The 15,697-nt window shown below is 72.0% G+C and carries 12 protein-coding genes; 11 read left to right on the forward strand and 1 reads right to left on the reverse strand.

All coding sequences use genetic code 11. From position 1 onward, the window contains the following. Window positions 1-20: 20 nt before the first annotated feature. The 4 genes from ME121_RS16430 (at window position 21) to murD (ending at window position 5,672) form a co-directional block, all read left to right on the forward strand. Window positions 21-1,478, forward strand: a complete 1,458-nt coding sequence (locus ME121_RS16430; RefSeq protein ID WP_029360265.1) for a UDP-N-acetylmuramoyl-L-alanyl-D-glutamate--2,6-diaminopimelate ligase — start codon at window positions 21-23, stop codon at window positions 1,476-1,478. Window positions 1,479-1,497: 19 nt separating this feature from the next. Beyond that, the gene (locus ME121_RS16435) at window positions 1,498-2,946 is read left to right on the forward strand and encodes a UDP-N-acetylmuramoylalanyl-D-glutamyl-2,6-diaminopimelate--D-alanyl-D-alanine ligase (protein ID WP_024830015.1); all 1,449 of its coding nucleotides are present in this window, start codon (window positions 1,498-1,500) and stop codon (window positions 2,944-2,946) included. 68 nt (window positions 2,947-3,014) lie between these two features. Then, the gene (gene mraY / locus ME121_RS16440; protein ID WP_012319328.1) at window positions 3,015-4,100 is read left to right on the forward strand and encodes a phospho-N-acetylmuramoyl-pentapeptide-transferase; all 1,086 of its coding nucleotides are present in this window, start codon (window positions 3,015-3,017) and stop codon (window positions 4,098-4,100) included. 207 nt (window positions 4,101-4,307) lie between these two features. Beyond that, on the forward strand, window positions 4,308-5,672 hold the full coding sequence (murD, locus tag ME121_RS16445) for a UDP-N-acetylmuramoyl-L-alanine--D-glutamate ligase (RefSeq protein ID WP_012319327.1): 1,365 nt from the start codon (window positions 4,308-4,310) through the stop codon (window positions 5,670-5,672). 28 nt (window positions 5,673-5,700) lie between these two features. On the opposite strand, the gene ME121_RS16450 is transcribed toward murD, so the two are convergent. Then, window positions 5,701-7,176 (reverse strand): methyl-accepting chemotaxis protein, encoded by a 1,476-nt coding sequence (locus ME121_RS16450; protein ID WP_059409209.1) that lies wholly within the window; start codon window positions 7,174-7,176, stop codon window positions 5,701-5,703. 265 nt (window positions 7,177-7,441) lie between these two features. Here ME121_RS16450 and ME121_RS16455 point away from each other — a divergent pair, with 265 nt between their 5' ends. From ME121_RS16455 to ftsA, 7 genes are all read left to right on the forward strand, one after another. Beyond that, on the forward strand, window positions 7,442-8,608 hold the full coding sequence (locus ME121_RS16455) for an FtsW/RodA/SpoVE family cell cycle protein (RefSeq protein WP_012319325.1): 1,167 nt from the start codon (window positions 7,442-7,444) through the stop codon (window positions 8,606-8,608). After that, complete coding sequence (murG, locus tag ME121_RS16460; RefSeq protein WP_059409210.1) at window positions 8,605-9,714, forward strand: undecaprenyldiphospho-muramoylpentapeptide beta-N-acetylglucosaminyltransferase; 1,110 nt, start codon at window positions 8,605-8,607, stop codon at window positions 9,712-9,714. Before ME121_RS16455 ends, murG begins: the two co-directional genes overlap by 4 nt. Window positions 9,715-9,763: 49 nt before the next feature. Next, on the forward strand, window positions 9,764-11,170 hold the full coding sequence (gene murC / locus ME121_RS16465) for a UDP-N-acetylmuramate--L-alanine ligase (protein ID WP_024830018.1): 1,407 nt from the start codon (window positions 9,764-9,766) through the stop codon (window positions 11,168-11,170). Window positions 11,171-11,369: 199 nt separating this feature from the next. Beyond that, on the forward strand, window positions 11,370-12,296 hold the full coding sequence (gene murB, locus ME121_RS16470) for a UDP-N-acetylmuramate dehydrogenase (protein WP_059409211.1): 927 nt from the start codon (window positions 11,370-11,372) through the stop codon (window positions 12,294-12,296). Between the two features lie 111 nt (window positions 12,297-12,407). Continuing rightward, window positions 12,408-13,331: a D-alanine--D-alanine ligase gene (locus ME121_RS16475; protein ID WP_012319321.1), complete on the forward strand. Its 924-nt coding sequence runs from the start codon at window positions 12,408-12,410 to the stop codon at window positions 13,329-13,331. After that, window positions 13,298-14,251: a cell division protein FtsQ/DivIB gene (locus tag ME121_RS16480; protein ID WP_012319320.1), complete on the forward strand. Its 954-nt coding sequence runs from the start codon at window positions 13,298-13,300 to the stop codon at window positions 14,249-14,251. Before ME121_RS16475 ends, ME121_RS16480 begins: the two co-directional genes overlap by 34 nt. A gap of 52 nt (window positions 14,252-14,303) precedes the next feature. Further along, a complete protein-coding gene (gene ftsA / locus ME121_RS16485; protein WP_012319319.1) occupies window positions 14,304-15,626 on the forward strand; it encodes a cell division protein FtsA in 1,323 nt (440 codons plus the stop codon). Window positions 15,627-15,697 lie beyond the last annotated feature (71 nt).

Here is a 15,697-nt window from a genome sequence, read left to right on the forward strand (position 1 = left end):
GGATCGATGAGGGTGGATCGATGAGCGCGCGGCTCGCCGACCTCTTCCCCGAGGCCGCCGGCCCCGCCGCGGACCTGACCGTCTCGGACCTCACGGCCGACAGCCGGCAGGTCGCGACCGGCACGGTGTTCGTCGCCGTGCCGGGGACGAAGGCCGACGGCCGCCGCTTCGCCGCGCAGGCCGCCCAGCGCGGCGCCGCCGCGGTGGCCGGTGAGGGGACCCGTCCCGCCGACCTGCCGGACGCGGTCGCCTGGATCCCCGTCGCCGACGCGCGCCGGGCGCTTGCCCTGGCCGCGGCCCGTCTCGCGGGTCCGCAGCCCGAGACCGTCGTGGCGGTGACCGGCACCGCCGGGAAGAGCTCGGTGGCGGACTTCGTCCGCCAGATCCTGGCGCGCCTCGGCCGCGACGCCGCGAGCCTCGGCACCGTCGGCATCGTCACCGGTCGCGGCGCGCAGTACGGCTCCCTCACCACCCCGGACCCGGTGACGCTGCACAGGACGCTGGCGCGGCTCGCCGCGGAGGGCGTCACCGACCTCGCCATGGAGGCGTCCTCCCACGGGATCGAGCAGCGCCGGCTCGACGGCGTGCGGCTGGACGCGGCCGGCTTCACCAATCTCGGCCGCGATCATCTCGACTATCACGCGAGCATCGAGGAGTACCTCGCGGCCAAGCTGCGCCTGTTCACCGACCTGCTGCCGCCGGGACGCCCCGCCATCGTCAACGCCGACGGCGGCTATGCCGAGCGGGTGATCGCCGCGGCCGAGGCCGCCGGCCGGCCGGTCCGCACGGTCGGGCGCGGCGGCCGGGACCTGCGCGTCGAGGCGGTCCGCACGGAGGGGTTCGCGCAGGCCGCCCGCGTCCTGTTCGCGGGCCGGGCTCGGGACCTGCGCCTGCCGCTCGTCGGCGAGTTCCAGGTCGAGAACGCCCTGGTGGCGGCCGGCCTCGCGCTGGCCACCCCGGCGGGGGCGGCCGATCCCGACGGGGTCTTCGCGGCCCTCGACCACCTCACGGGCGTCCCCGGCCGCATGGAGCGGATCGGCGAGGCGCGGGGCGGACTCTGTCTCGTCGACTACGCGCACAAGCCCGAGGCCCTGGAGAGCGTCCTGACCGCCCTGCGGCCCTTCGCGACCGGCCGGCTGGTCGCGGTGTTCGGCTGCGGCGGCGACCGCGACCGGGGCAAGCGGCCCCTGATGGGCGCCATCGCGCAGCGGCTCGCCGACGTCGTGATCGTCACGGACGACAACCCGCGCACAGAGGACGCGGCCGCCATCCGCCGGGCCATCCTGGACGCGGCGCCGGGCGCGGAGGAGATCGGCGACCGGTCGGAGGCGATTCACAGCGCCGTCAGCCGGCTCGGACCGGGCGACGTGCTGGTCGTGGCCGGCAAGGGTCATGAAACCGGCCAGATCGTGGGAGATCGCACGCTGCCGTTCTCGGACCACGCGGTCCTGCGCGCCGCGATCGCCGCGGCGGCCTGAGGACGACGGGGGAGCGACGATGACCGCACTCTGGACGCGGGAGGAGCTGGAATCCGCGACGGGCGGCTGCCTGACCGGCGCCGAGCGCGCCATCTCGGGCGCCTCGATCGACACCCGCACGCTCCAGCCCGGCGACCTGTTCTTCGCGATCCGCGGCGATGCCCGCGACGGCCACGACTTCGTCCCCGACGCCCTGGGGCGCGGGGCCGGTGCCGCGGTGGTGAGCGCCGCGCGCGCCGAGGCGCTCGCCGCCCACGGCCCCGTCCTGGCGGTGCCCGAGGGGGGCGCCGACCCGGTCCTGACCGCCATGGTGCGGCTCGGCGCCGCCGCCCGGGCCCGGACGTCCGCGCAGGTCGTGGCGGTCACCGGCTCGGTCGGCAAGACCGGGACCAAGGAAGCGTTGCGCCACGTCCTGTCCGAGCAGGGCGAGACTCACGCCTCGGCGGCCTCCTACAACAACCACTGGGGCGTGCCCCTGACCCTGACGCGGATGCCGCGCTCCGCGCGCTACGGCGTGTTCGAGATCGGCATGAACCACGGCGCCGAGATCGTGCCGCTGACCGCCCAGGTCCGGCCGGACATCGCGCTGATCACCACGATCGCGCCCGCCCATATCGAGCACTTCGCCTCGCTCGCCGCGATCGCGGACGCCAAGGGCGAGATCTTCTCCGGCCTCCGGCCCGGCGGGGTGGCGATCCTGAACCGCGACGCCCCGCATTTCGACCGGCTGGCCGCCCACGCCCAGGCCTCCCGGGCGGGCCGGGTGGTGACCTTCGGCGAGCACCCGGATGCCGATGTCCGCGCCCTGAAGATCGTGCTCCGGCCCGACCTGTCGGTGATCGACGCGGCGGTGATGGGCCAGCCCGTCACCTACAAGCTCGGCACGGCCGGCCGGCACGCGGCGCTGAACTCGCTGGGCGTCATGGCGGTGGTCCACAGCCTCGGGGCCGACCTCGCCCGCGCGGCCCTGTCGCTCGGCGGGCTGACACCGCCGGCGGGGCGCGGCGAGCGCACCGCCCTCGAGATCGGCGGCGGCACCGCCTACCTCGTGGACGAGAGCTACAACGCCAATCCCGTCGCGGTCCGCGCGGCGCTGGCGACCCTGGCGGGGATCGAGACCGGGCCCCGCGGCCGCCGGATCGCGGTGCTGGGCGACATGCTGGAGCTCGGCGCCGCCGCGCCCGACCTGCATCGCGGCCTGGCGGAGGCGATCGAGGCGGCCCGGGTCGACCTGGTCTTCACGGCCGGTCCGCTCATGCGCCACCTGTTCGAGGCCCTTCCGGTGAGCCGCCGCGGCGCGGTGGCCGACACCGCGGCCGACCTGCTCGAGCCGCTCGCCCGGACCCTGCGGTCCGGCGACGCCGTCATGGTGAAGGGATCGAACGGCAGCCGCATGGGCCGGATTGTCGAGGCGCTGAAAGCCCGCTACGCGGTCGATCCGGCCCGGCGGACCCAGGCCGCCCCGTGACCGGCACGCCTGCGCGTTCGGCGCCGTCCCCCGAAACCTGAGCCTGAACAAGGGGGCCGAGCGCCCGGATGCTGTACCTTCTCTCGGACCTGAGCAGCAGCTTCACGCCGCTCAACGTGTTCCGCTACATCACCTTCCGCACCGGCGGCGCGCTGTTCACGGCGGGCCTGTTCGTGTTCTGGTTCGGACCCTGGATCATCTCGCTGCTGCGGATCCGCCAGGGCAAGGGCCAGCCGATCCGCGAGGACGGGCCGCAGACCCATCTGCTGACCAAGCGCGGCACGCCGACCATGGGCGGCCTGATGATCCTGGCCGGTGCCGTGGTGGCGATCCTGCTCTGGGCCAACCCGCGCAACCACTATGTCTGGGTGACGCTGACCGTCACCCTCGGCTTCGGCGCGATCGGCTTCTACGACGATTACCTCAAGGTCACGAAGCAGTCGCACAAGGGCTTCTCGGGCAAGTTCCGCCTCGCCCTCGAGGCGGTGATCGCCATGGCGGCCTGCGTGACCATCGCGGTCTACTCGCCCGCCGCGCTCCAGAACCAGCTCGCCTTCCCGGTGTTCAAGGACGCGCTCCTCAATCTGGGCTGGTTCTACCCGCTGTTCGGCGCCTTCGTGATCGTCGGGGCGGGCAATTCCGTGAATATGACCGACGGCCTCGACGGCCTCGCGATCGTGCCGGTGATGATCGCCTGCGGCACGTTCGGCTTCATCGCCTACCTCGTCGGCAACTCGTTCACCGCCAGCTATCTGCAGGTGAACTACGTCCGCGACACGGGCGAGCTCGCTGTGGTCTGCGGCGCGGTCATCGGCGCCGGGCTCGGCTTCCTCTGGTTCAACGCGCCGCCGGCCCAGATCTTCATGGGCGACACCGGCTCGCTGGCGCTGGGCGGCCTGCTGGGCTCCATCGCGGTTGCGACGAAGCACGAGATCGTCCTGGCGATCGTCGGCGGCCTGTTCGTGCTGGAGATGATGTCGGTGATCATCCAGGTCGCGTCGTTCAAGCTGACGGGCAAGCGCGTCTTCCGCATGGCGCCGATCCACCACCATTTCGAGCAGAAGGGCTGGAAGGAGCCGCAGGTCGTGATCCGCTTCTGGATTATCGCGGTGATCCTGGCGATGGCCGGTCTGGCGACGCTGAAGCTGCGCTGAGAATCTGTGCTAGAGGGGCGACCTGAGAGGTCGATCCGACCCTCGCCCTCACCCTGAGGTGCGGCCGCGGAGCGCGGGCCTCGAAGGAGGCTCCGGGCCGGCCGCGCGATCCCTGGAGCCCGCCTTCGGGGTCCGCCGACGCGGTCACCTCGGGATGACGGTCCGGTTCGGATCGGCCGGGTTCGGCCGCCGCATCCAGAGTTCCGCATGACCCCCGTCACCGTCTTCCAGGACAAGACCGTCGCCCTGTTCGGACTCGGCGGCTCGGGGCTCGCCACGGCGCTGGCGCTGAAGGCAGGTGGCGCGGCCGTGCAGGCCTGGGACGACAATGCCGACAGCCTCGCGCGCGCGCGGGAGGCCGGCATCGAGACGCGGGACCTCCGGGAGGCCGACTGGTCCGGCTTCGCCGCCTTCGTGCTGAGCCCGGGCGTGCCGCTGACCCATCCCGAGCCGCACTGGAGCGTCCGGCTCGCCCGGGACGCCGGCGTCGCGATCATCGGCGACATCGAGCTGTTCTGCCGGGAGCGGCGGGCGCGGGCGCCGGGGGCGCCGTTCGTGGCGATCACCGGGACCAACGGCAAGTCGACCACCACGGCGCTGATCGCCCACGTGCTCGCGCAGGGGGGCCGCGACGTGCAGATGGGTGGCAATATCGGCACGGCAATCCTGTCGCTGGAGCCGCCGGCCGCCGACCGCGTCCACGTGATCGAGATGTCGTCGTTCCAGATCGACCTGACGCCGAGCCTCGACCCGAGCGTCGGCGTGCTGATGAACATCACGCCGGACCATCTCGACCGGCACGGCACGATGGAGCAGTACGCGGCCATCAAGGAGCGCCTGATCCAGGGCGCCGGCCTCGCGGTGGTCGGCGTCGACGACGCCCCGAGCCGCGCCATCGCGGACCGCCGCGGCGCCGACCTCGTGCGCGTCCACGTGCCCCACGGCGACGTTCTGTGCACCGACGCGCTGACGGTGCGCGACGGGATCGTCCGGGAGCCGGACGGGACGGCCCTCGCCGACGTCAACGGGATCGGCTCGCTCCGGGGGGCGCACAACTGGCAGAACGCCGCGGTGGCGGTCGCCGTGGCGCGGGCCCTCGACCTGTCGCCGGAGCAGATCCAGGCCGGCCTGACCTCGTTCCCAGGCCTGCCGCACCGGATGGAGGAAGTCGGGCGGCGCGGCCACGTGCTGTTCGTCAACGATTCGAAGGCGACGAACGCGGATTCCACCGAGAAGGCCCTCACCGCCTTCCGGGATATCCACTGGATCCTCGGCGGCAAGGCCAAGGAGGGCGGGATCTTCCCGCTGGTGCCGTATTTCGAGCGGGTCGCGCACGCCTACCTGATCGGCGCGGCGTCGGACGCCTTCGCGGCGACCCTGGAGGGCGCCGTGCCCTACACGCGCTGCGAGACCCTCGAGAACGCCGTCCCGAAGGCCGCCGAGAACGCCGCCGCCTCGGGCGCACCGGAACCGGTGGTGCTGCTGTCGCCGGCCTGCGCGTCCTACGATCAGTTCCGGAACTTCGAGATCCGCGGCAACCGCTTCCGGGAGCTGGTGCAGGCGCTGCCCTGAGGCGGCGCCACCTCAGCGCGCCAGAACCTCAGCGCGCCAGAACCTTGGCGGCGTCGCGGGTGGTGTCGACCGCCTGCGAGACGTTGGCCACCGACTGGACGATCGACCCGATATTCCCGGTGATCGCCGTGACGGCGCCCGCGGCGCTCTGCATGCTCTGGGCGAGGTCCCGGGTCACGGCGCTCTGCTCCTCGATGGCGGCGGCGGTCGCCACCACGGTCTCGCGCATCACCGCGACCGACGACCCGATCGAGCTGAGAGCCTGCACGACCTCCTGCGAGACGCGCTGCACGCTGGCGATCTCGCCGTTGATCTGGCCGGTGGCGCGCGCCGCCTGGTCGGCCAGAGCCTTCACCTCCGAGGCGACAACCGCGAAGCCGCGGCCCGCCGCGCCCGCGCGGGCGGCCTCGATCGTGGCGTTCAGCGCCAGCAGGTTGATCTGGCCGGCGATGTCCTGGATCAGGCCGACGATGCCGGTCATGGCGGTGGCGGTCTCGGCGAGCCGCTTGGTGTGACCGTCCGCGTCCTGGACGCAGGCATAGGCGGTGTCGGTGGCGCTCTGGGAGCGCACGATGCTCTGGGACATCTCGGCCACCGAGGCCGCCAACTCCTCGGCCGCCGCCGCCACGGTCTGGACGTTGCCGGAGGTCGAGTCCGCCGCCGAGGAGGCCAGAGCGGCCGCCTTGGTCGAGTGCGTCACCGCCTGCTCGATCTCGCCGAAGTTCCGGTCGATGAGCGTCCGCAGGTTGGCGAACAGCCGGACCTGATCGCTGATGTCGGTGGCGAATTTCACGACCTTGTAGGGCCGGCCGGCGGCGTCGAGGATCGGGTTGTAGGAGGCCTGGATCCAGACCTCGCGCCCGTCCTTGCCGATCCGCCGGAACTGGGCCGCCTGATAGGTGCCGTTCCGCAGGGCGGCCCAGAAGGCCCGGTAGGCCTCGCTCTCGCGGTAGGCGGGCTCCACGAACAGGCTGTGATGCTGCCCGATCACCTCGGCGCGGCTGTAGCCCATCGCGGCGAGGAAATTGTCGTTCACCGCGATCACCGTGCCGTCGAGGTCGAAGGCGATGACCGCCTGCACCTTGTCGATCGCGGCGATCTGCCCGGCGCGCTCGGCCTCCTCGGTGCGCTGCTGCGTGATGTCGGTGGCGAATTTCACGACCTTGTAGGGCCGCCCGCGGACGTCGAGCATCGGGTTGTAGGAGGCCTGGATCCAGATCTGCCGGCCACCCCGGCCGACCCGCTGGAACTGGCCCGATTCGAACGCGCCGGAGCGCAGGCGCTCCCAGAAGGCCCGGTAGTCCGGGGCGTCCCGCTCGGCCGGCTCCACGAACATGCTGTGGTGCTGGCCGACGATCTCCGGCAGCGTGTACCCGACCGCGTCGAGGAAATTCTGGTTCGCCGACAGGATCCGCCCCGCGAGATCGAACTCGATCACGCCCTGAACCCGGTCGAGGGCCGCGAGCTTGGCATTCGCTTCACGGACGTTCAGGGAAGAGAACATGGCGCATCGGCTTCCGCTGGGCGGATCGGGCGCGGCGCACCGGGACCCGCCGGGGGGATACATCCGGAAGTTGCAGCAGGAAGATTAACATAGAGTATCTTTTTACTAGTATCTCGCCGGCCTAATACAGCATTCCCGCAGTTGCCGGTGACGCGGCCGGCGCGCACGGATGCGTCGGCCATAAGGCTCCGTTTACCATTCCTGCCGAGGATCCGGGCCGACCCGCGCGGATCGGCATCCGCGCGGCCTGGAGTCGTTGCCCGGCATGATGTCACGCGCGGAACGCACCCCCCTGACGGACTGGTGGTGGACGGTGGACCGCGGCCTGCTCGCGGCGCTGTTCGCGCTGATGGTCGCGGGCCTCGTCTTCCTGATGGGCGGCGGCCCGCCCGTCGCCGAGCGGATCGGCCTGCCGACCTTCTACTTCCTCAACCGGCAGGCGATGTACCTCGCGCCGACCATCCTGCTGATCTGCGCGGTCTCGTTCCTGTCGCTGCGCGGCATCCGGCGGCTCGCGCTCGTCACGTGGATCCTGGGCGTCGTCCTGTGCCTGCTCGCCGGCAAGTTCGGGCCCGAGATCAAGGGCGCGCACCGCTGGATCCAGTTCGGCTCCTTCGGCCTGCAGCCCTCGGAGTTCGTGAAGCCGGCCTTCGTGGTCGTCGCCGCCTGGGCCTTCTCGGAGGGCGCCCAGCGCCGCGACATGCCGGGCGGCATCCTGGCGCTGCTGCTCCTGCCGATCACCATCGTGCCGCTGCTGCTCCAGCCCGATTTCGGCCAGACCATGCTGATTACCATGGTGTGGTGCGCGCTGTTCTTCGTGGCCGGCCTCCACCTGATCTGGGTGGCCGTCCTGGGCGTGCTGGGCCTCGGAGGTGTGTTCGCTGCCTACCTGTTCTTCCACCACGTCCGCGAGCGCTTCAACAAGTTCCTCGACCGGGATTCCGGCGGCGGCTTCCAGGACTTCTGGTCGCGCGAGTCGTTCCGCTCGGGCGGCTGGTTCGGAACCGGGCCGGGGGAGGGCGTGGCCAAGCGCCACCTGCCGGACGCGCATACCGACTTCATCTTCTCGGTCACCGGCGAGGAGTTCGGCGTGATCGTCTGCCTGTGCCTCGTGGCCCTCTTCGCCTTCATCGTGCTGCGCGGCCTCAAGCTCGCGCGGCGCACGGACGACACCTTCTCGCGGCTGGCGATCACCGGGCTGACCACGCTGTTCGGCCTCCAGGCCTGCATCAACATGGCGGTGAACACCCAGCTGATGCCCGCCAAGGGCATGACCCTGCCGTTCGTCTCCTACGGCGGCTCCTCGCTGATCTCGCTGGCGCTCGGCACCGGCTTCCTCGTCGCCCTGACCCGCAAGCGCCCCCGCACCGTGATGCTCAGCCAGAAGCCCCCCGGCACCGCGCCCGCCACCGTCGCCGGAGTGATGCGGTGACGGTCTTCACGCCCACGATCCTGCTCTGTGCCGGCGGCACCGGCGGCCATCTCTTCCCCGCCGAGAGTCTCGCCCACGCGCTGCGGGCCCGCGGCATCCGGGTGGCCCTCGCCACCGACGCCCGGGTCGATTCCATCGCGTCCGAGTTCCCGGCCTCCGAGGTGGTGACCATCGCGTCGGCGACGCCGTCCGGCCGCTCGCCGCTCAAGCGGGCCGGCGCCGTGCTGACCCTCGGCCGCGGGTTCGGCGTGGCCGCGAAGGAGATCCGCCGGATCAACCCGGCGGCCATCGTTGGCTTCGGTGGCTACCCGACAGTCCCACCGGTGCTCGCCGGCCAGATCCTGCGCGTGCCGACGATCCTGCACGAGCAGAACGCCGTGATGGGCCGGGCCAACGCTTTCCTGGCGCGGGGCGCCCGCACCATCGCCACCGGCTTCAAGGTCGTGCGCGGCGTGCCCGACAAGGCGAGAGCCCCGCGGATCCACACCGGCAACCCGCTCCGCCCGGCGGTGATCGAGGCGGCGGAGGTCCCGTATCCCGCTTTCGGACCGGACGACGCCCTGCGGCTCCTGGTGTTCGGCGGTAGCCAGGGCGCCCGCGTGATGGGCGAGGTCGTGCCCGAGGCGATCGCCCGCCTGCCCGACGCACTGCGCGCCCGGCTGCACCTCGTCCAGCAGGTCCGCCCCGAGGACCTGACGGCGGTGCAGAACCGCTACCTCGCCATGGGGCTCGCCGGGATCGAGGCGGCGCCCTTCTTCAAGGACCTGCCGGCACGGATGGCCGCGAGCCACCTCGTGGTCTCGCGCTCGGGCGCCTCGACGGTCTCGGAACTGGCGGCGATCGGCCGCCCGGCGATCCTCGTGCCGCTGCCCGGCTCCCTCGACCAGGACCAGGCCGCCAACGCCGCAACCCTCGACGCGATCGGCGCGGCGCTGGCCGTGAAGCAGCCGGATTTCACGCCGGAGCGCCTCGCCGCGGAGCTGACCGCCTGCTTCGCGACGCCGGCAAAATTGACCGCGGCGGCCGATGCGGCCAGAAGCGCGGGCATCCACGACGCCGCCGAGCGGCTGGCCGAGGTCGTCGTCGAGACGGCCGCCCGCACCTGATCCTCAAGGGATTCCGCACCGGCGGTCCCGCCACCAGACGGTTCGACCCATGAAGCTGCCCGACAAGCTCGGCCCCATCCACTTCATCGGCATCGGCGGCATCGGCATGTCCGGCATCGCCGAGGTGATGCACAACCTCGGCTACACGGTGCAGGGCTCGGACGCGTCCGACAACGCCAATGTGCGCCGTCTCGCCGAGAAGGGCATGCGCACCTTCGTGGGCCACGACGCCAAGAACGTCGAGGAGGCCGCCCTCGTCGTCGTCTCGACCGCGATCCGGCGCGACAACCCCGAGTTGCAGGCCGCCCGCGAGCGACGCCTGCCCGTGGTGCGACGGGCCGAGATGCTGGCCGAGCTGATGCGCTTCAAGTCCTGCGTGGCGATCGCCGGCACGCACGGGAAGACCACGACCACGTCGCTCGTCGCCACCCTGCTCGACGCCGGCAACCTCGACCCGACCGTGATCAACGGCGGCATCATCAACGCCTACGGCACCAACGCCCGCATGGGCGCGGGCGAGTGGATGGTGGTGGAGGCCGACGAGTCCGACGGCACCTTCCTGAAGCTGCCGGCCGACGTCGCGATCGTCACCAACATCGACCCCGAGCACCTCGACCATTTCGGCTCGTTCGACGCGATCAAGGACGCGTTCCGGCGCTTCATCGACAACATCCCGTTCTACGGCTTCGCGGTGATGTGCATCGACCACCCGGTGGTGCAGGATCTCGTCGGCCATATCGAGGACCGGCGGATCATCACCTACGGTGAGAACCCGCAGGCCGATGTGCGCCTCATCGACGTGGACCTGCGCGGCGGCCAGAGCCGCTTCCGGGTGATGATCCGCGACCGTCGCCCCGGCTACCGGATGGAGATGGAGGATCTCGTCCTGCCGATGCCCGGCAAGCACAACGCGCTCAACGCCACCGCGGCGCTCGCCGTCGCGCACGAGCTCGGCGTGAAGCCGGACGCGATCCGCCAGGCACTCGCGGGCTTCGGCGGCGTGAAGCGGCGCTTCACCCGCACCGGCGAGTGGAACGGCGCGACGATCTTCGACGATTACGGACACCACCCGGTGGAGATCAAGGCGGTGCTCAAGGCCGCCCGTGCCTCGACCGAGCACGGCGTCATCGCGGTGGTGCAGCCGCACCGCTACACCCGGCTGCAGTCGCTCTTCGACGATTTCTGCACCTGCTTCAACGATGCCGACACGGTCATCGTCGCGCCGGTCTACGCGGCCGGCGAGCAGCCGATCGAGGGTTTCGACCGAGACAGCCTCGTGGCCGGCCTGCGCTCCCGCGGCCATCGGGACGCCCGGGCCCTGGAGCGGCCGGAGGAACTGGCCGGGATCATCGCGGACCTCGCCAAGCCCGGCGATTACGTGGTCTGCCTCGGCGCCGGCACGATCACGCAGTGGGCCTACGCCCTGCCGGACGAACTCGCCGCGCGGGGACGGTAGGCGCGATGCGTGAGCCCGCCCCGGGAGGCGTCTCGGGGCGGCCACGCCGTCGGCCGTCCACACTGGGCTGCGCTCTGAGGATGAACCCGGCGGTGACTCTCCGGACCCCGGCCTCGCAGCGTCCGCTGCCACCCCGATGCGACGACACCAGGATCGCCGCATCCCTCTCCCCGCGGGCGGGGCGAGGGGAGACACACAGATGACCGCCTCTCTGCACGATCGCATCCGGGCCGCTGCGCCCGACCTCCGCGGGCGCCTGCTCGCCGACCAGCCGCTCGCCGACCTCACGTGGTTTAGGGTCGGCGGACCGGCCGAGGTCCTGTTCACCCCGGCCGACGAGGAGGATCTCGCCCGCCTTCTCGCGACCCTCGATCCGGACGTGCCGGTCACGGTGATCGGGCTCGGCTCGAACCTGATCGTGCGGGACGGCGGCGTGCCGGGCGTCGTGGTCCGCCTCGGCGGCAAGGCCTTCGGCAGCATCGCGATCGACGGCGACGCGCTGACCGTCGGCACCGCGGTCCCGGACATGCGCCTCGCCAAGGCGGCCGCCGAGGCCGGGCTCGACGGGCTCGCCTTCTATCGCGGCATCCCCGGGTCGATCGGCGGCGCGCTCCGCATGAACGCGGGCGCGCATGGCGGCGAGACCACCGACGTGCTGGTGGAAGCCCGCGGGATCGACCGCGGGGGCGCGCTGCGCACCTTCAGCCACGCCGACATGGGCTTCTCCTACCGGCATTCGGACGCCCCAGAGGACGTGATCTTCACGCGCGCCGTCTTCCGCGGCCGGACCGGCGACCGCAGGGCGATCGAGGCCGAGATGGAACGGGTCACGGCCGCCCGGGAGGCCGCGCAGCCGATCCGCGAGCGGACCGGCGGCTCGACCTTCGCCAACCCGGACGGCGGCAAGGCGTGGCAGCTGATCGACGCCGCCGGCTGCCGCGGGCTGAGGCGGGGGGGCGCCCAGGTCAGCGAGATGCACTGCAACTTCCTGATCAATACCGGTGACGCGACCGCGGCCGACATCGAGGGGCTGGGCGAGGAGGTTCGCCGCCGCGTCCGCGACACCAGCGGGGTCGAGCTGCGCTGGGAGATCCGGCGCATCGGCCGGCCCACCGGCGCCGCGTGAGAGCGGTCTTCCGGACGCGCCGACGCGGCCGAGATACGATGCTCGGCCGGCGCAGCGACCGTTCGGGTGCGTTCAGATCCTGATTGAAGCCGACCTTTTCGAGGTGCCCTGATGTCCAAGCACGTCGCCGTCCTCCTGGGCGGCACCTCCGCCGAGCGCGAGGTCTCCCTCAATTCCGGCAAGGCCTGCGCCGACGCGCTCGAAGGGGAGGGCTACCGGGTCACCCGGGTCGATGTCGGCCCCGACATCGCCTCCGTGCTGACGGCGCTCCGACCGGACGCGGCGTTCAACGCGCTCCACGGACCTGACGGCGAGGACGGCACGATCCAGGGCCTGCTGGAGATCCTCAAGATCCCCTACACCCATTCCGGCGTCCTCGCCTCGGCGCTGGCCATGAACAAGGAGCGGGCCAAGACCGTCATGCGCGCCGCCGGCGTCGACGTGCCGGAGGGCCGGATCGTTAACCGTCGTGAGGCCGCCAGGACACACCCCCTGCCGCCACCCTACGTCGTGAAACCGATCGCCGAAGGCTCATCGGTGGGTGTGATCATCGTGCGCGACGGCCGCTCGCACCCGCCCCAGATCCTCGCCTCCGAGGAATGGACGTTCGGCGAGCAAGTCCTTGCAGAACCTTACATTGCTGGCCGCGAACTCACCTGCGGCGTGATGGGCGACAAGGCCCTCGGGGTGATCGAGGTGAAGGCCGCCACGGGCGATTGGTACGATTACGACGCCAAGTACGCTCCGGGGGGCTCGGTTCACGTGCTCCCGGCCGAACTTAAACCAAATGTTTACCAGCGTGTCCAAGAACTGTCGTTAACGGCGCATCAAGCACTGGGCTGTCGGGGCGTCAGCCGTGCCGACCTTCGCTACGACGACACACCGGGTGGAACCGGTCTGCTCGTGGTGCTGGAGGTCAACACGCAACCCGGCATGACCCAGACGAGCCTTGTGCCGGAGATGGCGGCCCATGCGGGCCTGAGTTTCGGTGAGCTCGTCCGATGGATGGTGGAGGACGCTTCCCTGAATCGCTGAGCGGCGACGCCGCCGGCCGGAGCGGTCCCGCGCGCCTCGCCGGCGCGATCCTGGGCCGGCTCGCCGGCCGCGCCACGTCCCGGTCGCTCTCGGTTCGTCGGGCCCGCCCGAGTCAGCGGCTGAGCGAGCGCCTGCCCCGCGGCGCCGGAATCGTGGCGGTCGCCGTGTCCGCCGCCGCCGTGGCGCTCGCCGGCTTCGTGGCGAGCGGCCGCTACGACGCGTTCGTGGCCGAGCAGGGCCGCCCCCTCGACATCGCCGCGCGCGTCGCCGGCTTCGGCGTCGAGCGCGTCACCATCTCGGGCATCTCCCGCATGTACGAGCGCGAGGTCCTGGCGGCCGCCGGGATCGACTGGCGCTCCTCCGTTCCCTTCCTCGACGTCAACGACGTGCGCGAGCGGCTGCTCCGCGTGCCGCTGATCGCGCAGGCCTCGGTCCGGAAGATCTACCCCAACGAGATCGCCATCACCCAGGTGGAGCGCGAGCCCGCGGCCCTCTGGCAGAAGAACGGCGAGATCAACGTGATCGCCGCCGACGGCACCGTCATCGACGCCATGCGCGACGACCGTTACGCGAGCCTGCCCCTGGTGGTCGGCGAAGACGCCAACACCAAGCTTCCGGAATATCTCGCCCTCATCGCCGCCGCCGGGCCGCTCGCCGAGCGGATCAAGGCCGGCACCTACGTGTCCGGCCGGCGCTGGACCCTCAAGTTCGACGGCATCGACGTGCGCCTGCCCGAGGCCGACCCGGCCGCGGCGCTCGCCCGCCTCGTGCGGTTCGAGCGCGAGGCCCACCTGCTCGAGAAGGACATCATCGCGGTGGACCTGCGCATGCCGGACCGCCTGGTGGTGCGCCTGACCGAGGAGGCCGCCGCCGCCCGCGCGGAAGCCCAGAAGGCGAAGAAGAAGGGCGCGGCCAGCTGATGCCCTTCCTGTCGATCTCCGCTCGTCCCGCATCCCGCGCCCGGTAGCGTCAATGCACAGCCAACACGGCCTCACGCCGCGCTTGAAGCCGCTCTCCGCCCGGCGCTCGACCACCCTCTCGGTGCTCGACATCGGCACGAGCAAGGTGGTCTGCCTCATCGCCGAGCTGCAGCCCGCCGAGGCGCTCACGACGCTCCGCGGCCGCACGCACCTCGCCCGCATCATCGGCATCGGCCACCAGCGCTCCCTGGGCCTGAAGGGCGGCGCCATCGTCGATCTCGCCGCGGCCGAGAGCGCGATCCGCCAGGCGGTGCACGCCGCCGAGCGGATGGCCAAGGTCGAGGTCCAGTCGGTCATCGTCAACATGTCGGGCGGCCGGCTCGCCTCGCAGCATTTCCAGGCGCGGGTGAACGTCCGCTCGGGCACCGTCACGGGCAGCGACGTCGAGCGGGTGCTCGAGACCGCGAGCGCCCACGGCGTCAGCCCCGGCCGGGCCGTGCTGCACGCCCTGCCCACCGGCTACGCCCTGGACGGGCAGGGCGCCGTCATCGACCCGTCGGGCATGATCGGCGAGGCGCTCAGCGTCGACCTGCACGTCGTCACCAGCGAGCTCGCGGCCGCCCGCAACGTCATGCTGGCGGTGGAGCACTGCCACCTCGGCGTCGAGGCGGTGATCGCCACGCCCTACGCGGCCGGCCTCTCGGCGCTGGTCGACGACGAGGCCGAGATGGGCGTCTGCGTCGTCGACATGGGCGGCGGCACCACCAGCGTCGGCGTGTTCTCCGGCGGCCACCTCGTGCACGTGGACGCCCTGGCGGTCGGCGGCCACCACGTCACCATGGACATCGCCCGCGGCCTCTCCACCCGCATGGCGGCGGCCGAGCGGCTGAAGACCCTCTACGGCTCGGCCCTCTCCACCCCCTCCGACGACCGCGACATGATCGCCGTGCACGGCGTCGGCGAGGACGAGGGCGAGGCGCCGGCCCACATCCCGCGCTCGCAGCTCGTGCGGATCATCAAGCCGCGCGTCGAGGAGGTGGTCGAGCTGGTGCGGGACCGCCTGCGCGACGCGGGCTTCGCCGCCCAGGCCGGGCGGCGGGTGGTCCTCACCGGCGGCGCCAGCCAGCTCGTCGGCCTGCCCGAGGTCGCCCGCCGCGTCCTCCAGGGTCAGGTGCGGATCGGACGGCCCCTCGGCATCCGGGGCCTGCCGGAGGCCGCCAAGGGTCCGGCCTTCTCGGCGGCGGTCGGCCTGCTCGTCTACCCGCAGGTGGCCCATGCCGAGCATTTCGAGCCGCGCGGGCACGGCGCCTTCGCGGCGACCGGGACCGACAACTACCTGAACCGGGTCGGCCGCTGGCTCCGGGACAGCTTCTAGGTTTCACGCCCGCCCGCTCGCGCGGGGGGATCGAAGGGAATCCGGCGCCCAGGCGTCGCACGGACAGCACA

Origin of the sequence: Methylobacterium sp. ME121, assembly GCF_000974725.1 — a bacterium.
GTDB classification, from domain to species: Bacteria; Pseudomonadota; Alphaproteobacteria; order Rhizobiales; family Beijerinckiaceae; genus Methylobacterium; species Methylobacterium radiotolerans.